General features: G+C 64.1%; 16 protein-coding genes, 2 pseudogenes and 1 riboswitch. Of the genes and pseudogenes, 8 read left to right on the top strand and 10 right to left on the bottom strand.

Going from position 1 to position 20,632, the window contains the following annotated elements; translation table 11 throughout:
• Window positions 1–217 precede the first annotated feature (217 nt).
• Window positions 218–955, top strand: a complete 738-nt coding sequence (locus tag E1809_RS24560; protein ID WP_133206855.1) for an aspartate/glutamate racemase family protein — start codon at window positions 218–220, stop codon at window positions 953–955.
• Window positions 956–1,098: 143 nt separating this feature from the next.
• On the opposite strand, the gene E1809_RS24555 is transcribed toward E1809_RS24560, so the two are convergent.
• The 7 genes from E1809_RS24555 to E1809_RS24525 all read right to left on the bottom strand — a co-directional run bounded on the left by E1809_RS24555 (window position 1,099) and on the right by E1809_RS24525 (window position 7,836).
• Window positions 1,099–2,079 (bottom strand): LysR family transcriptional regulator, encoded by a 981-nt coding sequence (locus E1809_RS24555; RefSeq protein ID WP_133206854.1) that lies wholly within the window; start codon window positions 2,077–2,079, stop codon window positions 1,099–1,101.
• Window positions 2,080–2,146: 67 nt separating this feature from the next.
• On the bottom strand, window positions 2,147–3,226 hold the full coding sequence (gene dapE / locus E1809_RS24550; protein ID WP_133206853.1) for a succinyl-diaminopimelate desuccinylase: 1,080 nt from the start codon (window positions 3,224–3,226) through the stop codon (window positions 2,147–2,149).
• 10 nt (window positions 3,227–3,236) lie between these two features.
• On the bottom strand, window positions 3,237–4,667 hold the full coding sequence (locus E1809_RS24545; protein WP_133206852.1) for an aminobutyraldehyde dehydrogenase: 1,431 nt from the start codon (window positions 4,665–4,667) through the stop codon (window positions 3,237–3,239).
• 114 nt (window positions 4,668–4,781) lie between these two features.
• On the bottom strand, window positions 4,782–6,011 hold the full coding sequence (locus E1809_RS24540; RefSeq protein WP_133206851.1) for an NAD(P)/FAD-dependent oxidoreductase: 1,230 nt from the start codon (window positions 6,009–6,011) through the stop codon (window positions 4,782–4,784).
• On the bottom strand, window positions 6,008–7,231 hold the full coding sequence (locus tag E1809_RS27820; RefSeq protein WP_133206850.1) for an NAD(P)/FAD-dependent oxidoreductase: 1,224 nt from the start codon (window positions 7,229–7,231) through the stop codon (window positions 6,008–6,010). Before E1809_RS27820 ends, E1809_RS24540 begins: the two co-directional genes overlap by 4 nt.
• Window positions 7,221–7,550 (bottom strand): (2Fe-2S)-binding protein, encoded by a 330-nt coding sequence (locus E1809_RS24530; protein ID WP_205754321.1) that lies wholly within the window; start codon window positions 7,548–7,550, stop codon window positions 7,221–7,223. The genes E1809_RS27820 and E1809_RS24530 overlap by 11 nt, the downstream gene beginning before the upstream one ends.
• A complete protein-coding gene (locus E1809_RS24525) occupies window positions 7,525–7,836 on the bottom strand; it encodes a (2Fe-2S)-binding protein (RefSeq protein WP_165962490.1) in 312 nt (103 codons plus the stop codon). Before E1809_RS24525 ends, E1809_RS24530 begins: the two co-directional genes overlap by 26 nt.
• A gap of 185 nt (window positions 7,837–8,021) precedes the next feature.
• On the opposite strand from E1809_RS24525, the gene dapD reads away from it, so the two are divergent.
• Both dapD and E1809_RS24515 read left to right on the top strand, forming a co-directional pair.
• A complete protein-coding gene (gene dapD, locus E1809_RS24520) occupies window positions 8,022–9,017 on the top strand; it encodes a 2,3,4,5-tetrahydropyridine-2,6-dicarboxylate N-succinyltransferase (RefSeq protein WP_133206848.1) in 996 nt (331 codons plus the stop codon).
• 286 nt (window positions 9,018–9,303) lie between these two features.
• Window positions 9,304–11,457, top strand: a complete 2,154-nt coding sequence (locus tag E1809_RS24515) for an amylo-alpha-1,6-glucosidase (RefSeq protein WP_133206847.1) — start codon at window positions 9,304–9,306, stop codon at window positions 11,455–11,457.
• 150 nt (window positions 11,458–11,607) lie between these two features.
• Here E1809_RS24515 and dapC read toward each other — a convergent pair whose 3' ends face one another.
• The 3 genes from dapC to lysA all read right to left on the bottom strand — a co-directional run bounded on the left by dapC (window position 11,608) and on the right by lysA (window position 15,279).
• The gene (gene dapC, locus E1809_RS24510) at window positions 11,608–12,795 is read right to left on the bottom strand and encodes a succinyldiaminopimelate transaminase (protein WP_285895730.1); all 1,188 of its coding nucleotides are present in this window, start codon (window positions 12,793–12,795) and stop codon (window positions 11,608–11,610) included.
• Entirely contained in the window at window positions 12,792–13,793 is a 1,002-nt protein-coding gene (dapF, locus tag E1809_RS24505; RefSeq protein WP_133206846.1) for a diaminopimelate epimerase, read from the bottom strand. Before dapF ends, dapC begins: the two co-directional genes overlap by 4 nt.
• Before the next feature lie 61 nt (window positions 13,794–13,854).
• Window positions 13,855–15,279: a diaminopimelate decarboxylase gene (lysA, locus tag E1809_RS24500; RefSeq protein WP_374102716.1), complete on the bottom strand. Its 1,425-nt coding sequence runs from the start codon at window positions 15,277–15,279 to the stop codon at window positions 13,855–13,857.
• Window positions 15,280–15,521: 242 nt separating this feature from the next.
• Window positions 15,522–15,621, top strand: a riboswitch (glycine riboswitch).
• A 151-nt stretch (window positions 15,622–15,772) separates the two neighbouring features.
• Between lysA and E1809_RS27590 the strand changes: the two are divergent.
• The 5 genes and pseudogenes from E1809_RS27590 to E1809_RS24480 all read left to right on the top strand — a co-directional run.
• Window positions 15,773–16,756 (top strand): annotated as a pseudogene (locus tag E1809_RS27590) (glycine dehydrogenase); the annotation flags it as partial.
• Window positions 16,757–17,791: pseudogene (gene gcvT, locus E1809_RS27585) on the top strand (glycine cleavage system aminomethyltransferase GcvT); the annotation flags it as partial.
• A gap of 66 nt (window positions 17,792–17,857) precedes the next feature.
• Window positions 17,858–18,241 carry a glycine cleavage system protein GcvH gene (gene gcvH, locus E1809_RS24490; protein ID WP_133206843.1) on the top strand — a complete coding sequence of 128 codons (384 nt, stop codon included), beginning with the start codon at window positions 17,858–17,860 and terminating at the stop codon, window positions 18,239–18,241.
• On the top strand, window positions 18,238–19,563 hold the full coding sequence (gene glyA, locus E1809_RS24485; RefSeq protein WP_308167018.1) for a serine hydroxymethyltransferase: 1,326 nt from the start codon (window positions 18,238–18,240) through the stop codon (window positions 19,561–19,563). The genes gcvH and glyA overlap by 4 nt, the downstream gene beginning before the upstream one ends.
• A 246-nt stretch (window positions 19,564–19,809) precedes the next feature.
• On the top strand, window positions 19,810–20,632 hold an 823-nt coding region (locus tag E1809_RS24480; RefSeq protein WP_133206842.1), incomplete at its 3' end, for a pyridoxal phosphate-dependent aminotransferase.

The raw sequence follows: 20,632 nt of genomic DNA, 5'->3' as shown, positions 1-20,632 counted from the left end.
CCAAGTGGCGGGGGACCTCATCAATGCGAGTCCGCAAAAAGCGTTTGTATTCCAGCCGATGGAGTCCCCCGTCGAGATGCCAAAGCATCTCGACCAGAGCGACATGTGTTGATTGGCGGGCGTCAAGACCTGAGCTTTACCAGAACAGCATGGCCTTACAGGTTCACTGTCGGTCCGGGCCTTGGCGGCCTTCAAGACAAGCAGGAGGATCGTGACCATGACGACAATTACTGGCGGGCGGACACTGTATGGCCAGGCACTGGGCGTGCTCATGCTGGACACGGTCTTTCCACGACTCGCGGGCGACATCGGCAACGCGCTCACCTGGCCTTTCCCAGTGCAATACAAGATTGTGAAAGGCGCGCGGGCTGAGCGGATAATGGGTGCAAGTCCCGACCCGGCGCTGTTGGAACCGTTTATTACAGCGGCAAAGGAGCTCGAGGAAGAGGGCGTCCGTGCCATAGCGACGAGCTGCGGTTTCCTCGCGGCTTTTCAGCGGGAGCTCGCCGAAGCAGTGTCGGTGCCGGTGCTGACCTCCGCTTTGCTTCAGGTTCCGATGGTTTCCCAGATGCTGGGGCCTTCGAGCAGTGTGGGCATTCTGACGGAACGACCGAACCTGACCGAGGGGCACTTCAGTGCCACAGGCTGGGGTTCTGATCAATTCGACGTCCACGTGAACGCCCTGCCGCCGAACGCAGTTTTTCCGACGGTGTTCATCGACGGCGGCTTCGAAGCAGACGCGGAATTGCTCCGCTCGGAAATGATCCAGGCAGCAAAGGATCTGGTCAAGCGGCGCCCGGACACCGGAGCAATAGTCCTGGAATGCACCAATTTCGTACCGTTCAGCGCCGCGATCAGGGAGGCCTCGGGCTTGCCCGTGTACGACATCTACACCCTTGTCATGCAAAATTATTTCGCGACTGTCGGGCAATCTTTCCCCGCTCGTCTGGGTTAGGTCACAGACAGGGCGCCAACTGGTGCCGCAGGAAATTAGCCTTCGGGATTCTATCCCCGCCCAGTCAATGTGCACTCCGGAACGCTACGGCCGGAGCATCGCATGCCGCCGGCTCAGCGGTTCACCGCAACGTGCTTTACGCGCTAATCGCCGACTATGAATGCAACGGGGTTATCTAGGTGAACCTCGAAGGCGTCCTTGGTCCAGTCGATAAAGTCCTCCGCTGCCTCGCGCAAGGCAGCAATCGTGACCCCGAGGAGGGGATTGAGGTCTGAGGCTCGGTGTGCCACATGGACGGTACGCCGTGGCGGGTCGAGGAGCCGGTGGAAGGCGATACCCCGGTCAATGCCCAGGGCCAGGGCCGGCACGAGGGCAACGCCAATGGTTTCCTTGACCAGGCCGCGGATGACGTCGAAGTCGTTGCTGTGGAAGCCGATGTTGGGCTCGAAGCCGGCCTGTTCGCACATCTGAATGAAATTCTCGGCACCGGCAGAGCCGACTTCGTTGGTGATCCAGTTTTCCTGTGCGAACTCCTCGAGCGGGACCTTGTCTCCGGTCTTCCCCGCCGAGTGTGCAGCGCTGATCACGACGAGCTCTTCGTCGAGAATCGGCTGGAGAACCAGGCCTTCGAGCCGGGGGATCGGCACCCTGCCGTACTCATAGATGATCCCCAGGTCCGTGAGGCCTTCCAGAACGGACGTAGCCAGTCCCTTCTGGAGGCTGATGTCCTCAACGGAGATGTCGGCGGTAGCATAACGCATGGCAAGCCGTGACAGGGCCCTCGGTACGAGCTGGGCTGCAGCGGTGCCGGAGGCGCCGATGCGGAGACTGCCTTGGGACCCGGACGCGTACGCCTGCATTTCGTCTTCGGCCCTGGCTACCTGCCGGAGAATGACGTCGGCGTGGGCGCTCATGGCCAGACCCGCTGGTGTCGGCCAGAGGCTTCTCGGTCCGCGTTCGAAGAGTTCCACCCCGAGTGCCTTCTCCAAGGCGGCTATCTGCTGCGACACGGCGGACGTCGTGTATCCGAGTTTCTTCGCTGCGCCGGTGTGCGAGCCGGTGTTGATCACCATCTGCAGGGTTCTGAGGTTGATGATATTCAGGTTTCCCTTGACCCAGCGCATGTGTTTCTCCTTGCATCAACCCGGCGTCACCGGAGTGCCTGCTAAATTCTATTCGGGCAGGCGCCTGTTACGTCAGCCAGTCCAGCAGCGCGCCGAGGCATTTCCTGACCTCAGAGGCGAGGACATGCTCGTCGTCGGTGTGCGCCAACAGAGCATCGCCCGGACCAAAGTTGACGGCCGGGATACCCATCTGAGCGAACCGGGCTACATCGGTCCAGCCGTACTTGGGCTGGGCGGCACCGCCGACGGCGGTGACAAGACTTTGGACGGCAGGGGTTCCCAGCCCCGGCCTGGCGCCGGCGGCTGCGTCTGTACGGGTCAGTTGGTACCCGGCCAGGATCTGGCGGACGTGCTCCTCGGCCTGGTCCGGGGTTTTGTCAGGCGCGAACCTGTAGTTGATGTCCACGTAGGCGGCATCGGGGATGACATTGCCCGCAATTCCGCCACCGATACCGACGGCGTTCAGCCCTTCCCGATAGGCCAGGCCGTCCACGTCGACTGCGGCGGGTTCGTACTGCTGAAGGGCAGACAGCAACCCCGCCAGTTTGTGGATGGCGTTCTCGCCCATCCATGCCCGTGCCGAGTGAGCAGCGGTTCCCTCAGCGGTGGCCCGCAGCCGCAGGGTTCCGTTGCATCCGGCTTCCACGTAGCCGTTTGTCGGTTCCAGCAGGACGGCCAGGTCAGCGGTCAGGAGACTTCTTGCCCGCGTGGCCACCCTTAGCAGGCCGCTTTTGGCTGCTTCGACCTCCTCGTGGTCATAAAAGACGAAGGTGAGGTCTTTTTGGGGATGGGTCAGGGAGGCAGTCAGTGCAAGCTGAACCGCCACCCCGCCCTTCATGTCGGTGGCACCGCGCCCGTAGAGGGTTTCGCCGGACCATCGGCTCGGTACCGTACCGCGTGCATTCGATGCTGTGGGAAGGGGGACAGTGTCGAGATGCCCCGCAAGCAGGACCCGCTCGGACCGGCCCAGTTCGGTTCGGGCGACGATCGCGTCTCCGAAGCGGCTGACGTTCAGGTGCGCCTGCCTATTCAGCGACTCTTCGATGACATCCGCGATCTTCTTTTCGTGTCCGGAGACGCTGGGGATGTCAATGAGGTCTGCGGTCAGCTCAGCGACGTCTTTGCTCAAGTCCAGGAACTTTGTCATGCGATTACTTTCAGGCGTCGAGTGCGGACATAACGTGCTTGATGCGGGTGTAGTCCTCGACGCCGTACATGGAGAGGTCCTTGCCGTAGCCGGACTGATTGAAGCCGCCGTGGGGCATTTCGGCGGTGAGGAGGATGTGCGTGTTGATCCAGACAGCACCGAAGTCCAGATCGCGGCTGAGGCGCATGGCCGTAGCGTGGTCGGACGTCCAAACACTGGAGGCCAGGGCGTAGTCGACGTCGTTGGCCAGTTCCACGGCTTCCTGCTCCGTGGTGAACTTCTGCACGGTGATGACCGGGCCGAAGGTTTCCTTCTGCACGATGTCGTCGGTCTGCTTGGCGCCGGTGATGATGGTGGGCTCGAAGAAGAAGCCTTTCTGCCCGGCGCGCTGGCCGCCGGTTTCGATCCGGCAATGCGCCGGCAGTGAATCGACGACGGCGGTGACGGCGTTGAAGTGGTGCACGTTGTTCAGCGGGCCGAAGTAGTTGTCCTCGTCGTTCTGGTAGCCCGTGTGCAGCGTTTGCGTGTGCTCCACCATGGCCGCAACGAGGTCGTCATGCACCGAGTCCTCCGCCAGGACCCGGGTGATGGCCGTGCAGTCCTGGCCGGCGTTGAAGAATGCGAACTCGGCGATGGCCGCGGCGCTCTTCTTGATGTCGGCGTCCTTGAAGACGATGGCCGGGGCCTTGCCGCCCAGCTCCAGGTGTGCGCGCTTGAGGCCCTTCGCGGCTCCGGAGGCGACGGCGATGCCGGCGCGGACGGAACCGGTGATGGACACCAAGCCAGGAACTTTGTGCTCGACCATGAGCGAACCGGTCTCACCGGTACCCAGGACAACGTTGAGGACACCGGCCGGGAAGATCTCGCCGGCCAGGCGCGCGAGCACCAGAGTTGATTCAGGAGTGGTGTCGGAAGGCTTGAGCACCACGGTGTTGCCGGCGGCGAGGGCAGGGCCGATTTTCCAGATGGCCATCAGGAACGGGTAGTTCCAGGGTGCCACTTGGGCGACGACGCCGATCGGCTCGCGGCGGACGAAGGAGGTGTGGCCTTCGAAGTACTCGCCGGCGGACTTTCCTTCGAGGATGCGGGCGGCACCGGCGAAGAAGCGCAGCTGGTCGGCGCCGGCGGCCACTTCCTCGGATGCGATCAGGGAACGGACCTGTCCGGTGTTGCGGTGCTGGGCCTCGACGAGCTCGTCGCTGTTGGCCTCGATGGCGTCGGCGAGCTTGAGCAGCATGAGCTGCCGCTGGCCGGGGGTCGTGTGCTTCCAGGACTTGAAGGCGTCCTTGGCGGCGGCCATGGCAGCGTCGACGTCGGCCTGCACCGATACCGGTGATTTGGCCACCACCTCACCGGTCACGGGGTTCACGATGTCGACCAGGGCAGTGCCCGCAGGCGTGACGAACTCGCCGTTGATGAAGTTTTTTAGGGTCTGTTCCATTGCTGAGGACATCCGATCTGCGCCCCGTATTCCGGCGCCTAAGTGTGACAGGGTGGTTTTGAAAGGAGTGCTTAGGGCTGGGGCCGCTCGGTGAGCGGCCACCAGCCTACGGGGTCAAGCGTTTGCGTGAAGCTGGGGTGCGGCATTGATGATGTTCGATGGTCCATCGGCGGGTGCTTCCGTTTTTTGCGTGGCGAACCTGCCCAGCGTGAGTCCGCACAGGAAGTGGTGAGTTGGTCCGTCGCCCTTTAGGAGGTCGGCGACGAGCTGTCCAGTCAGGGGTGCCAGCGCCAGGCCGTCTCCTTCGTGTCCGGCGGCAATGATGTAGCCGTCGGTCTCCGGTGCCCAGTCGATGATGGGAAGCCCGTCTCCGGTGTAGGGCCGGAACCCGGTCATGGTGCGGATGATGCGTGTGGACGCGAGTTCCGGCGCGATCCGGGCTGCGTGGCGTGCGATGGTGGCGATGACGTCCTGGGTATTTCCCTTATCAAAGCCGGCGAATTCTCGGCTTCCGCCGATGAGCAGGTTCCCTGAAACGGTCTGTCCCAGCGAAAATCCGACTCCGTAGGGCGGTGCGTCATCGTTATCCGACCGCAGGTGTTTTGAAGCGATGTACTGGGCATCCAGTACGCATCCGCGCACTTTTTTGGGAACGGATTCCGAAATGAGGATGGTCCCGCGGCGGGGCTGGACGGGGATGTCAATGTTGGACAGTGCCCCGACGCTTTTTGCGAAGGGCCCCGCGGCGTTGATGACGAGTTCGGTGGAGATGCTTCCGCGGGTGGTGTCCACTGAGGTCACCTTCCCGCGTTCGGTGTTGACCGCAATGACTTCGCTGTGGGTTTGAAGTACTGATCCGTGCCGTCTGGCGGCCCGGAAGAAGGCCGTGTTTAGGGCCAGCGGGTTGACGTCAGCGTCATCCGGGCTGAAGGACGCTCCCAGGATGTGAGGGGCAAGGAAGGGCTGGGCTTCGCGGGCGGCATCTCCGTCGATCAGGGACACGGAAATGCCGGCGTTGCGTTGTTTCTCGATGAAATCCTTCATGAATTCCATGTGGCGCGGAGTTTCGATGACGACCATTCCGCCGTCGGACTCAAACTCCACGCTTTGCTCCAGTTCGGACTCCAGCGTGTTGTACATGCGTCGGCTGGCCATGGCCAGTTCCATATGAAGGCCGGGGCGTTTGGACTGCATGAAGATTGCCTTGTCGCAGGCGCCCGAGGCTCCTGATCCAGGGCCGTTCTTGTCAACGATGACTACTTTGAGTCCGAGCTGGGCCAGGCGGAAGGCGATGGAACTGCCGGATACTCCTGCGCCGATAACGACGGCATCTGCCGTTTTCATGCGTAACTCTCATCCTTTTGAGTCATTGATTTTTCTCTCTCGAGCTGAAGCCAGAGATCTTCAGCGATCCGCCGGCCTTCGTCGATGTCGGGCATAAATGTGATCGCGCTGGACTTGCGGGCAGACCGAACAGCCTCGGCGGCCTGGTCAACGGCATCCTTGCCCTGTATCCGGCCCAGGCGGGAGGCGATGGCTGTGCCGGCAAGCGTGCCCTGGGCCATAGCGATTTTGGCGCCTTCGATTCCAGTGACGTTGCCGGCGACGAAGAGGTTGCTTTGGCTCGTTTCCATCTCGGGGCTGTAGAGGGGCACGGTCCCGCCCAGTTGGTCGATGCGCACCAGTTCACAATCGCGGGTGAGCTCCTGAACCGGGTACAGCCCGCCGGAGATGCAGACGCAGTCAACGTCGACTGTCCGTGTCTTTCCTGGGTTTCCGTGCTTGTCGATTGTGGCGATTTCAACGTGCTGGACGCGCTCATCTCCGCCGATGGAGACGATGCTCTTCCTTAGATTGAGCTTTGTGCCCATCAGGGGAATGCCGCTCGTGGGGAAGAACGTCAGCGCGAGGTTTCGGAGAGCCCGGTTCGATGCCAGTCGGCCGCCCCAACGCAGGAGAGCGTTCGGGGCAAGGTCGGACATGCCGGCCAGGTACTCCAGGTTACGGTCGGGATCGGCCTGGGATCCGGCGAAGACGCTCTTGGACGGAAGGTAGATTCCCACCACATCCGCGCCGGCCATGCTCAGCTCGTGTGCGACAGTGAGGGACAGCGGGTCCATGCCGACGACCGCAACGCGGTCACCGGGCCGCACCCGGTAATAGTTGGTGAGGGTCTGGGCAGCTCCGATGGCCATGACACCGGGCAGGGACCAGCCCGGGATGGGAAGGGGCCGTTCGGCAGCGCCGGTCGCGACAACGGCATACTCCCCGCACACCGATTCGCCGTTGTCCAGTGCGACTTCCCACTTGGGGGAGAGGTTCCACACCTGCCGGTTGGACAGGATGCGCACACCGGCCTCTTCGGCCCGCTTGGCCAGCGACTTCGAAATCTCGGCACCGATCCACCAGCCGGTGCCAGGCTCTTCGTGGAGTTGCCCGAGGAGCTTTCCACCCGGCCGCGGGTTCTCGTCGATGACTACTACGCTGGCTCCGGCTTCAGCGGCCGCGACAGCTGCACTCAACCCGGCCGGTCCGGCGCCGATTACCACCACATCAGAAATCATTGCTGCCCTCCCTGCGGTTCTCGCCCTGGGATTCCAGAACGTCCCCGTCGCAGGCCTGCGTGATGCAGGCCCTGACGCTCTGGACACCGTTGACGGTCATCCTGCATTCGTAGCAGTGGCCAATACCGCAGTAGATTCCCCGGGGTTCTCCGTCGCGGTTGGAGTACCTGAGCGTCCGTACGCCATTTGCCAGCAGCGCTGCTGCAATGGAGTCGCCCTTGATTCCTCGGTATGACTGCCCATCAAATTCGAACCCGATTTCCTCTTCCTCCAAAGGCCCGAGGACGGGATGCTCACTTATTCGCTTCACTGCACTCACTTCTCGATTCCGGGTTGCTTTTGGACGCGGCAAGGTCCATCAGGGTCATGGGACGGGCCGGCGGGTTGCTGGCCGGTCCGATCTCGGCATCCCCGAGCACAGCTGAGTGGCTGCGAAGCAGCGAGTGGATCAGCGGACCACACGTGCGCCCCTGGCAGACACCCATTCCCGCCCTCGTCTGCAGCTTCAGCTCATGCGCTGAAATGGGCCCGTCCGCGTCAGCGAGGGAAGTTTCGACATCGTCGAGGTACACGTCCTCGCATCTACAAACAATTACTCTTTCCATCTTTCCTTCGCCCATTGTTAGTTGACTCCGGCGTGGTGATCTGAAACACCATTGACCCAATCAATCAACCGCACTGCGGGCATCGGGGACAACCCTTGCAGGACCAGAAGGTGAACAGTCGGGCTACAGAAACTCTTTACCTCGATCAGGGACGGGGAGGTCCGTCCGCCCCTAAAGTCTTTCCCATGACACAGACCCTCCCTCAAGAAACCCCTGCGGCGGCCGGAGCCAGATTGGCCCACGCGTGGGGATTGGCCACGGTGTCCAACAGCGGCACCGTGCTGGACACGTGGTACCCGGCCCCCCGGCTCGGGGAGCCTGAACCCTCGACGAGCCCCGCTCCTGACCTGCCCCAGCTCGCTGCTGACGGGGCGGACGCCGACAGGCAGGTGCACCTGAAGGTCGTCCTCACGGAGATAGACCTCGACGAACCGCCACGCGACACTGCCGACGCTTATCTGCGCCTGCACCTGCTCTCGCACTGCCTGGTCGAGCCCAACAGCATCAACCTGGACGGCATCTTCGGCAAACTCCCGAACGTCGTCTGGACCAACTTCGGCCCCTGCGCCGTGGACGGGTTCGAACTGACCCGTGCCAAGCTCCGCAAGCGCGGAGCGGTCACCGTCTACGGGGTGGACAAGTTCCCGCGCATGGTGGACTACGTCGTTCCCGCAGGCGTCCGCATCGCCGACGCCGACCGCGTGCGCCTGGGTGCCCACCTCGCATCCGGCACCACCGTCATGCACGAAGGCTTCGTGAACTTCAACGCAGGCACGCTGGGGACCTCCATGGTTGAGGGCCGCATCTCCGCCGGCGTGGTGGCCGGTGACGGCACCGACGTCGGCGGCGGCGCCTCGATCATGGGCACCCTCTCCGGCGGCGGCAAGGAAAGGGTGTCGCTGGGCCAGCGGGTCCTCCTGGGCGCCAACTCCGGCGTCGGCATCAGCATCGGGGACGATTCCGTGGTGGAGGCCGGGCTGTACGTCACGGCGGGCACCCGGGTCCGCATTGCCGGCCCCAAGGACCCCGACGGCGAGGACACCAGCAAGATCGTCAAGGCCGTGGAGCTGTCCGGGGTGCCGAACCTGCTCTTCCGCCGCAACTCCACCACCGGTGAGGTTGAAGTGCTGCCCCGCCGGGGCCAGACCGTGGAACTGAACGACGCCCTGCACGCCAACTGACCAGCCGGGCAAGCCGGTATAGATCTCGGGCCCGCCACTGGCAGCCAATTCTTTCAGCAACGCAAAACGGGCTGGAGGCCTCTCACAGGCCTCCAGCCCGCTTTAGCTTAAGCAGGGGAGCTTGCCGCGCTTACCGATGGCCCGTGGTCTCGAGGCTGGACGCCTGCCGCTCTGGCTGGCAGCACAGGACAGGCGTAACCTCCATTACAGCGTGAACGCGGTGCCGGAACCCAGGGATTGTTCCTTGTGAGGCTGCACCGCCCCGATCCACGTGAAGGAGCCGGAGATGGCGGGATGGAACGCCGATACAGCTGCCGGGCCGCTCGGCGCCGGAACGGTCACTTTGGTCGAAGGATCGTCTTTCTGCATCTCGCAGCCCAACGGGGACATCCACCCCGAGCTGCCCCACGGGGTTTTCTATCAGGATACGCGGATTTTGTCCCACTGGAACCTCACTGTCAACGGCCAGCCGATCGAGCCGTTGGTGGCGGAGACGAAGGAGCCTTACAGGGCGCTTTTCGCCGGTAGGGTCCCCCGCTCGGACGGGTATGCGGACAGCCCCCTGCTCGTGGAGCGGCAGCGCGACGTGGGCGCCGGCCTCCTGGAACAGGTCACCATCCACAACTTTTCTCTGGAGCCTGCCGCATGCGTCGTGCGCCTCAGCGCCGAGGCTGACTTTGCAGACCTCTTCGAGGTGAAGGAAGCACGCATTCAACGGCAGTGGGAGCAGACGCGGCATCCCGACGGTCATTCCCTGACGATCCGCGCCAGCTGGCAGGACAATCACAAGGGTGTCATCATCACCGCAGACCCTGGCGGGGCCACGGCGGAAGGCTTTGCCCACGAGGTCGTGATCCCCCCGAAAGGAAACTGGGGTGTCCGGCTGAACGTGGTGCCCACAGCTGACGGTCACATCCCGGTCGCGCCGTTCGCCCATGCCGCCGCGGATGAATTGTTGCGCGACAAGCGGCAGCGGGAATGGGTGGCAAAGATACCCGTCGTGCGGCTGGGCAACCGCGCCATCGAACGAACCCTGCGGCGCAGTTATGAGGACCTCGGCGCGTTGCGGATCGAAGACGCCGAACATCCGGAGAGGGTGGTTGTGGCAGCCGGGGCGCCGTGGTTCATGACACTGTTCGGCCGCGACTCCTTGTGGGCTTCGGAAATGGCGCTGCCCGTAGACCCCTCCCTGGCCTTGGGTACGTTGCAGACTCTTGCGGAGCTTCAGGGCCGGGTGGTGGATCCGATGAGCGAGGAGGAACCCGGCAAGATCCTCCACGAGGTCCGGCTCGGCATCTCCAGTGGCCTTTCACTGGGCGGCAAGAATGCTTACTACGGCAGCGTCGATGCCACCCCACTGTTCGTCAACGTACTGGGAGCAGTCAACCGCTGGGGCTTTGCCAAAGAGACCATCGCCGGGTTGCTGCCCCATGCCGACCGCGCACTGGATTGGGTCCGGGATTACGGCGACAAGGACGGGGACGGCTTTGTCGAATATGAGCGGCTTAACGACCAAGGCCTCATCAACCAGGGCTGGAAGGACTCGTGGGACGGCATCAACTTCGCCGACGGCCGTATGGCGCAGCCGCCCATCGCACTGTGCGAAGTGCAGGCCTACGTATACAGCGCCTACATGTCCAGGGCTTGGATGGCTCACGATGCAGGCGACAGTGCCCTAGCCGCCGAGCTGGAGGAACATGCTGCACGGCTGAAGCAGCGGTTCAACGAGCAATTCTGGCTGCCGGACAGGGGCTACTATGCCGTTGCCCTCGACAAAGACAAGCAGCCCGTCGACGCCTGCACGTCCAACATGGGCCAATGCCTCTGGTACGGCATCGTCGACGAGGACAAGGTGCCGAAGGTGGTCGAGCGGCTGATGTCCCCGGAGATGTTCAGCGGCTGGGGAGTACGAACCCTGGCATCGGACATGGGCGCCTACAACCCGGCCAGCTACCACAACGGCTCTGTGTGGCCCCACGACAATGCGGTCATTGTGGCGGGGCTGATCCGCTACGGTTTCGTGACGGAGGCGCAGCAGATAGCGGTGGCACTGCTGGAAGCGGCGGACTACTCGGACGGGCGCCTGCCGGAACTGTTCTGCGGCTTTGACCGGGAACGGTTCGCGCAGCCCGTTCCCTATCCGACGGCGTGCTCACCGCAGGCATGGGCCGCAACGACCCCGATCTTCCTGCTCACGAGCCTGATGCGCTACGACGTCTACGTGTCCCAGAACGGCCTGTGGCTGGATCCCGTCCTGCCGGAATCCTTCGGCGACCTTCACATCTCCAACGCACCCACAGGCGCCGGGCCGGTCACCATAGATGCCGCGGGCACCAGCGCCTCCGTCCGCGGTCTGCCGGAAGGAATGATCCACCACCGCGGGCACCGGCTGTGGATGACCGAACTCGTGGAGCAGGCACGCCTGCACCCGGAGAAATAGGGACGGCAGGGCTGCCGGGAAACTGGGCGGCTGGCGCAGCCTCACTCCGCCGCCGGTAGCTGGAGCGGGCAACAAAAGGCAGGCTGGAGACCACCTTCCTGCGGTGGTCGCCAGCCTGCCTTCATGAGAGGCGAGGAGGGCATCCGTCGCTTAGGGACGGTTTCCTTCCGGCAACTCGGCGGCTTCCAACCTCGTCGCGGCTGCTGCTACCCGTTCATCAGATCCGGTGATGGAGAACCTGACATAGCCCTCGCCTGCCTTCCCGTAGAAGCATCCCGGTCCGACGATGATGCCGAGTTCGGCCAGGAACTGCACGGTCTGCCACGTGTCCTGGCCTGCAGTTGCCCAGAGGTAAAGGCCCGCTTCAGAGTGCTCAATCTTCAACCCGAGACTTTGCAGTGCCGGGAGCAGAATCCCCCGGCGCCGACGGTAGGAGGCCTTTTGGACGCGTACGTGCTCATCGTCGCTGAGAGCCGCTTCCATCGCCGCCATGATCGGTGACGGCACGATCATGCCGGCATGTTTCCGGGTGTTGACCAGGCTCGCCATGATCTTGTCGTCGCCGGCAACGAACGCAGCACGATAACCGGCGAGGTTTGATTGCTTGCTTAGGGAGTAAAGAGACAGTAGGCCCTGGTTGGAGCCGTCGGAAACTTCCGGGTCCAGGACGCACGGTACGCGCTGCCCGCCGGAGTCCATGTCCCACGGATCCCAGCCGAGTTCCGCATAGCATTCATCGGAGGCGACGACGGCCCCGACGGCCCTGGCCTTGGCGACGAGTGCCTTCATGGACGCCGCATCGCGCACCTGACCGGTGGGGTTCCCCGGAGAGTTGACCCAGACCAGGCGCACCCTTCGCAGCACTGCAGGGTCCACTTCCTCCAGGGAGTCGGTGGCGACTGCTGTTGCGCCACACAGCGTGGCCCCAATGTCGTAGGTGGGATAGGCGATCCGGGGCCGGACGATCACGTCGCCTGGCCCGAGACCCAGCATGAACGGCAACCAGGCGATGAGCTCCTTTGAGCCAACCGACGGCATGATGCTTTGGGGGTCGAGGTTGCCGACTCCCCGCCTGCGGGCGAACCATCGTGCAATCGTCTCCCGGAGGGCGACGGGGCCGTGCGCACCGGGATAGCCCGGGGCGTTGGCTGACCGGATCAGGGCCTCGCGGACGACCTCGGGGGTGGGATCCACGGGCGTGCCCAAGGAGAGATCCACAGGCCCGTCCGGATGCCTGGCTGCGATGGATTTGTACGGCGCCATCGCGTCCCAAGGGTAGTCAGGAAGGCCGAGACCGAACGGCCTGGTGGGCGTCATTGAGTCGGGCTGGGCGCTCATCGGGCCCCCTCAAGAACGCCTGCGGTCTCGGTGTTGACCTGCGGAGCGTCCCACATTTCGGGGTCAATTGTTCCCTTGGCGACCATCCTGGCTGGGCCGCGCAGGAAGACGTGCTCTCGTGCGGCTCCTCCCATCCCGCGTTCTTTTTGGAAACTCACCAGGACGGGCCCTCCGGGCATCTGGACGGTCCACTGGGCGTCCTGAAGGCCTGTCATGAGGCGGACGGCGGCGGCGGTCGCGCAGGCCCCCGTTCCGCAGGCCTGCGTCTCGCCGACGGAGCGCTCGTACACCCTCATGTTGATCACACGGGGAAGTTCCGGGTCGCCGCTTTCGTCCAGCAAGGCGAATTCCACGTTGGTTCCCCGCCGGGGGAGTGGACTGACTTCGGGCTTGCTGGTCAGGTCGAGAGCTGCGAGGAGCGTGCCAGCCGGCAGCATCACGACGGTGTGCGGGTTGCCCATGTCAATGGACAGCCCGCGGACTGCGTCGGCGCCGGGTACAGCCACCGCAGCGTCGGTGCCGTCGTCGATACTGCGTTCCGGGAATGCTTTGCGCCAGGGGCCCATGTCGATCTCGTAATCGCGCCCGACACGCGTGACCTTCTTTGCCCCTGCGCGGGTCCCCACTGTGAGGGCAGATCCCTCCGCGAGGTCGGCGAGGCCGGTTGAGAGCAGGAAGTGAACGAACGCGCGGACGCCGTTGCCGCACATCTCGGCCACAGTGCCATCGGCATTGCGGTAATCCATGAACCACTCGGCGTCCGGTGCGAAGGCCAGGACATCGCGGCCTTCGGGCATGCTTTCCGACCGGACCGCACGGATCAGGCCGTCGGCACCGATTCCCCTATGCCGGTCGCAGATTTGGGACGTCATGACGGGGCTGATGGCCAGGTCGCCTGCCGGATCGGCAATGAGGACGAAGTCATTGCCCGTTCCGTGGGCTTTCCAGAAGGGGATGCCCTGGACGGACGGTTCAGTCTGGGGGAGATGGTCTGTCATTTTGGTAATAGGCCTTTCGAACCGGCAGGGTGAAGAGGGAGGCGGCGGGGGCGGCGCAGGATCAGCACGAAACGTCACGCAGGAACAGGTCGTCCTCGGTTTCACCTCGGATGATGAGGCGCGCTTGTCCCTGAGAAACGGCGACAACGGGAGGGCGTGGGGTGTAGTTGTAGTTGCTTCCCAGCACCCAGCAGTACGCGCCGGTTCCCGGCACCGCGAGCAGGTCGCCGGGGCGCAGGTCGGCGGCAAGATACGCGTCTTTGACCACAATGTCGCCGCTCTCGCAGTGGCGTCCGACGACCCGGGAGAGCACCGGCGGGGCATCGGAACGTCGCGAAGCCAGGGACGCCGAGTAGGCTGCACCGTAGAGGACCGGACGGGGATTGTCGCTCATTCCGCCGTCTACCGACACGTATCGGCGTTCGAATGTGTCCCCACCGCGCTCGACGTGGATTGTTTTCAATGTACCGACTTTGTAGAGCGTGAACGTTGAGCTTCCAACGATCGCGCGGCCCGGCTCGATGGAAATCCGGGGAACGTCGATCCCGAGCTGGCGGCAGGTTGCGCCCACCACCTGTGCCATCGCGTTCGCTAGTTCCTCCGGCGCCTGTGGCTGGTCCACGTCGGTGTAGGCGATGCCGTATCCGCCTCCGAGGTCAAGCTCTTTCAGCGACACCCCATGAAGGTCACGGACTGATGCAATGAAGGTCAGAAGCTTCTCGGCGGCCAGAGCGAACCCTTCCGGGGAAAAGATCTGGGACCCGATATGGCAGTGCACGCCCAGGAGTTCGAGGCTGTCATGTCCCAGGGCTGCAGCAACGGCCTGCCAGGCGGGGGAGTCCTCGCCGTTCACTGATGCCATGGACAAGCCGAACTTTTGGTCTTCATGGGCGGTAGCGATGAATTCGTGGGTTTCCGCGTGAACACCGGGGGTGAGCCTGAGTAGGATAGGGGCGCGCAGGCTACGGACCCGGGCAATTTCTGCGACCCGTTCAAGCTCCTGAAGACTGTCGACGACGATGCGGCCAATGCGCATATCCAGGGCACGGTTTATTTCGGCATCCGATTTGTTGTTGCCATGAAGGCCCAGCTTTGAACCGTCGATTCCTGCCCGCGCCGCCAACGCCAGTTCGCCTCCCGAACAGGTGTCGAGCCGCAGCCCCTCCTGCTCCACCCATTTGGCCACTTCGACGCAAAGAAACGACTTTCCGGCGTAGTACACATCGACCCCACCGCAAAGGGGAGCAAACGCGTCGTTGAACGCGTTGTAGAAGGCCCGGGCCCGTGCGCGGAAGTGATCTTCGGAGAGGACATAGGCAGGTGTCCCAAACCGTTCCGCCAGCTCAGCCACGGGCACGCCCGAAACAGAAATTTCGCCTTCCTCGGACCGAGAGACTCCCAAGGGCCAAATCAGGGGGTTGAGGTCGTTCTGGTCGCCGGGCACCTTGAGCCACTCCGGGGCGAGCGGAGACGCTAAGTGGTTCATTTCTTCTGTCGTGGACATAACTCGATGAGGCCTCGTTCTGGATTCTTGCCGCTGGCGTTGGAGGCGGCCAGGGACTTGGGTCATTCGGGTGACAGTCAGTACAGCAAGTGCGGCCCCACCTGATCAATGCGGGTAGATGAAAGGGATTAGGCACAAGGTACAGAAGAGCTAAAGCTGGGTTGCGGCCCTGCTTGCGTCTCCTCTACGGTGTGAAGCGAATCACCAAAAGTTCATCGGCCTTTTGAGTCGTGGCGGGAGAGTCCTCCCGGTCATCACCGGGCAGGCGCCGTAGGAGCAAATCCTCCCCAGGAATCTCTCAGGCCCCCGTACCGCCACGGCGAGGCAACTCTGGAAAGCAGCCATGCACATGCCTGGCTCACCGACGGTGCAAGCGGGCAACCACCCCGCGGAAACTCTCAGGTCCAATACAGAGCGGGGAGGAACCCAGACCCGGATGTCCTTTACCGGCATGTCATCCACCTTGGAGTTCCTCATGACCCTGCAATCCAAACCCAATGCCTTCGTTGACCGGCATATCGGCGCGCGCCGCCAGGCTGATGTCGGCACCATGCTCAAGGCCGTCGGCTACGACAGCGTCGATGGCCTGGTGGACACCGCCGTTCCGGCGTCCATCCGCCAGGAGGACGCCCTCCGGCTCACCGCTGCGCTTTGCGAGGTTGAGGTCCTGGCTGAACTCCGGAAGCTCGCAGCGAAGAACAAGACGGCTGTGCAGATGATCGGGCAGGGCTACTACGACACCGTGATGCCGCCGGTGATCCGCCGCAACATCCTCGAGGCCCCGGCCTGGTACACGGCCTACACGCCGTACCAGCCGGAGATCTCGCAGGGCCGGCTCGAGGCGCCGCTGAACTTCCAGACCATGGTTCAGGACCTGACCGCGCTCCGGGTCGCCAACGCCTCCCTGCTGGACGAAGCCACGGCCGTGGCCGAGGCCGTGCTGCTGATGCGCCGGGCAAACAAGAAGAACGAGGGCAAGACCGTCCTGGACGCCGACTGCCTGCCGCAGACCATTGCAATCGTCAAGGGCCGCGCTGAAGCTCTCGGCTTTGAGGTTGAGGTGGCGGACCTGTCCCAGGGGCTGCCCGACGGCGACATCAACGGGGTCGTGCTCCAGCAGCCCGGCGTCTCGGGCCGGGTCTTCGACCACTCCGGCGTGATCGCCGCCGCCAAGGAACGCGGCGCGCTGGTGACCGTGGCAGCGGACCTGCTGGCGCTGACGCTGATCACGCCTCCGGGCGAGCAGGGGGCCGACATCGCCGTCGGAACCGCCCAGCGCTTCGGCGTGCCGCTGTTTTTCGGCGGTCCGCACGCGGCCTACATGGCTGTGCAGAAGGGCCTCGAACGTTCCCTGCCCGGCCGCCTCGTGGGTGTCTCCAAGGACAACGCCGGTGTCCCCACCTACCGCCTCGCGCTGCAGACCCGGGAGCAGCACATCCGCCGCGAGGAGGCCACGTCCAAGTACGAATCCGAACTCGCCGAGCACCATGCCGTCCGCAAGTCGGCGGGCATCTTTGACCTCTCCCACATGGGCGAAGTCTGGGTGACCGGCCCGGACGCGGCCGCGTTCCTGGACTACGCCCTGGCCGGCAAGATTTCCGCCGTGGCCGTCGGCAAGGCCAAGTACTCCCTGATCTGCCAGGAAGACGGTGGCATCATCGACGACCTGATCTCCTACCGCCGGACCGAGGACAAGTACCTCGTCGTTCCCAACGCAGGCAACGCCAAGGTCGTGGCCGCAGCCCTGAGGGAAAGGGCAGCCGGATTTGATGTCACGGTGGAGGACGTTTCCGCCGAGACTTCCCTCATCGCCATCCAGGGGCCGAACGCTGAAGCCATCCTGCTGACCCTGGTCCCGGCCGATCACCACTCGCTCGTCACAGAACTTAAGTACTACGCCGCGGTCGAGGTCGAGATCAACGGGCCGGAGTTGCTGCTGGCCCGCACCGGTTACACCGGCGAGGACGGCTTCGAAATTTACGTGCCCAACGAGGACGCCCCGGGCCAGTGGGAGGCGCTGTTTGAAGCAGGCGAAGGGCATGGGCTCATCCCCGCGGGTCTGGCAGCCCGCGACTCCCTCCGCCTGGAAGCGGGCATGCCCCTCTACGGCAACGAGCTCTCCCGTGACGGAAACCCTTACACCGCTGGCCTGGGACCGGTGGTGTCGCTGGCCAAGGAATCTGACTTCGTCGGCAAGTCTGCTCTTCGTGGGATCAAGGAAGCAGGCGCAGGCTCGTCTACGGGCCGCAAACTCGTCGGCCTGAAGGGACTGGGCCGCCGCGCCGGTCGCAGCCACTACCCCGTCCTCAAAGACGGCAACGTGGTCGGTGAAGTCACCTCGGGCCAGCCCAGCCGAACCCTCAGCTACCCGGTCGCCATGGCCTACGTCGATGTCGCGTACGCCGAACCTGGCACGGCACTGGACATCGACCTCCGCGGCACGGCCGAACCGTTCGAAATTGTTGCCCTGCCGTTCTACAAGCGCGAAAAGTAGCCCGTTCCGCAGACCGGTTGGTCAAGACCAGCCTGCCTATCGAACCAAACAAAGTGAGGATTTGAAATGAGCAAAGTTGCCGCCGAGCTGAAGTACTCCGCCGAGCACGAGTGGGTAGCCACCGACAGCTCCGGCCCGTCGACCATTGGAATCTCGGCCGTCGCGGCCGATGCCCTGGGCGACATCGTGTACGTGGACCTGCCCGAGGTCGGCTCCACCGTGACGGCAGGCGAGACCTGCGGCGAGGTGGAATCGACCAAGTCCGTCTCGGACCTCTACGCCCCGGTTACCGGCGAGGTTACCGAGGTCAACGATGGCGTGGTCTCCGACCCGGCCCTGATCAACAGTGACCCTTATGGTGCCGGCTGGCTGTTCAAGGTGGCGACCGAGTCCGAGGGCCCGCTGCTGTCGGCCGAGGAATACGCATCCAAGAACGGCGGCGAGCTGTGAGCGCCGCACAGGCCGCGGCCGCGGTGTTTGAGCAGGTCGTGTCTCCGAGCCTGAACGCTGATCTCGCGGAGCTGGATCCGGAGATCGCGGCGAAGATCGATGACGAACTTGGCCGTCAGCGCTCTGGCCTGGAGATGATTGCGTCGGAGAACCACACGGCGGCTGCGGTGATGCAGGCGCAGGGGTCGGTGCTGACGAACAAGTACGCCGAAGGCTACCCGGGCAAGCGGTACTACGGCGGCTGCGAACACGTTGACGTGATCGAGCAGCTGGCCATCGACCGTGTGAAGGCCCTGTTCGGCGCCGGGTACGCGAACGTGCAGCCCCACTCGGGCGCCCAGGCGAACGCTTCGGTGATGCACGCGCTGATCAAGCCCGGCGACACGATCATGGGCCTGAACCTCGCGCACGGCGGTCACCTGACGCACGGCATGAGGATCAACTTCTCCGGCAAGCTGTACAACGTGGTCCCGTACCAGGTCCGCGAGGATGACCACCGGATCGACATGGCCGAGGTGGAGCGGCTGGCCCAGGAGCACAAGCCGCAGCTGATCGTTGCCGGTTGGTCCGCGTACGCCCGGCAGCTGGACTTCGCAGAGTTCCGCCGGATCGCCGACTCCGTGGGCGCCTACCTGATGGTGGACATGGCGCACTTTGCCGGTTTGGTTGCCGCGGGTCTGCACCCGTCGCCGGTCCCGTACGCGCACGTCACGACGTCGACGACGCACAAGACCCTCGCCGGTCCGCGCGGCGGGATCATCCTGACCAACGACGCCGACGTCGCCAAGAAGATCAACTCGGCGGTGTTCCCTGGCCAGCAGGGCGGCCCGCTGGAGCACGTGATTGCGGGCAAGGCCGTGGCCTTCAAGATCGCTGCGTCCGAGGAGTTCAAGGAACGGCAGGAGCGCGTGCTCGCCGGCGCCCGGATCCTGGCCGAGCGCCTGGTCCAGCCCGACGTCACGGCCAAGGGGATCTCCGTGGTCTCCGGCGGAACAGACGTGCATCTGGTTCTGGTGGACCTGCGGAACTGTGAGCTCGACGGGCAGCAGGCCGAGGACCGTCTCGCGGCGATCGACATCACCGTGAACCGCAATGCGGTGCCGTTTGATCCGCGCCCGCCGATGGTCACCTCCGGTCTGCGCATCGGCACCCCGGCCCTGGCCACCCGCGGCTTCGGCGAAGCCGCCTTCGCCGAGGTCGCGGACATCATCGCCGAGGCACTGACCGCCGACGCCGAAGCAGACCTGTCCGGACTGCGTCACCGCGTGGAGGCCCTCGCCGAAGCGCACCCCCTCTACCCGCACCTGACTGCATGGCACTGACGCCAGGTAACGGGTCAGGAAGCTCTGCGATCCAGAGCCTCCAAACGGGACCGGGCCAGTCCTGGGGAGGCTCCCTGGCCCGGCCCCGACCAAGATCTCTCCGCAGGTGAGACTTCAAGTCCTCACACAGTGGGATTCCACGGGGCGGCAAGGACGCGCCCTCAGAAGAACCGGTTCTAAAAGTCAAATTACAGCGTTGCCGATCTGAATGAGTCAATCGTCAACGCGATGAGGAGTGAAAGAATCATGCAGAAACTCGCGCACCGGCTTGAACGTCTGGGCACTGAGACCGCTTTCAGCGTCGCGCAGGCAGCGGCGGCTTGGAAGGCGAAGGGGAACGAGGTTTTCCCGTTCCATCTTGGCGATATCAATATCCCTACCGCACCGCACATCGTTGAGGCGATGAACCGTGCGATCGCCGACGGGTACACGGGCTACTGCCCCGGGCCGGGCATCCCGCAGCTGCGTGAAGCGTTGGCTGAGGACATCGGCTCACGGCGCGGGATTGAATTCTCCCCGGAGAACGTGGTGGTCATGACCGGCGGCAAGCCCGTGATCACCAAGTTCCTCCAGGCCGTCATGAACCCCGGCCAGGAAGTGCTGTACCCGAACCCGGGTTTCCCGATCTACGAATCCCAGATCGAGTACCTGGGCGGGGTGGCCGTGCCGTACCGTTACGTGCCCACCAGCACGGGCTTCGCGATCGACCTGGACCAGGTCCGGGCCTCGATCACGCCGAACACGGCAGCGATCATCTACAACGACCTGCAGAACCCCATCTCGGCCGAGTCCACCGCCGCCGAGCGCGAGGCGATAGCGCAGATCGCGATCGAGCACGACCTCTGGGTGCTTTCGGACGAGGCCTACTTCGAGACCCGCTACGAAGGCGTCTCCAGCTCGATCACCTCGATTCCGGGCATGGCCGAGCGCACCGTGATCCTGTACACCTTCAGCAAGAAGTTCGCCATGACCGGCTCACGCCTGGGCTGCGCCGTCGCCCCGGTGGAGATCGCCAAGGTCCTGTCCACCCTGAACACCAACGACGAATCCTGCACCACCCACTACGTCC

This window comes from Arthrobacter terricola (genome assembly GCF_004354015.1).
GTDB lineage: Bacteria > Actinomycetota > Actinomycetes > Actinomycetales > Micrococcaceae > Arthrobacter > Arthrobacter terricola.
This window is presented reverse-complemented; position numbering and strand designations above follow the sequence as displayed.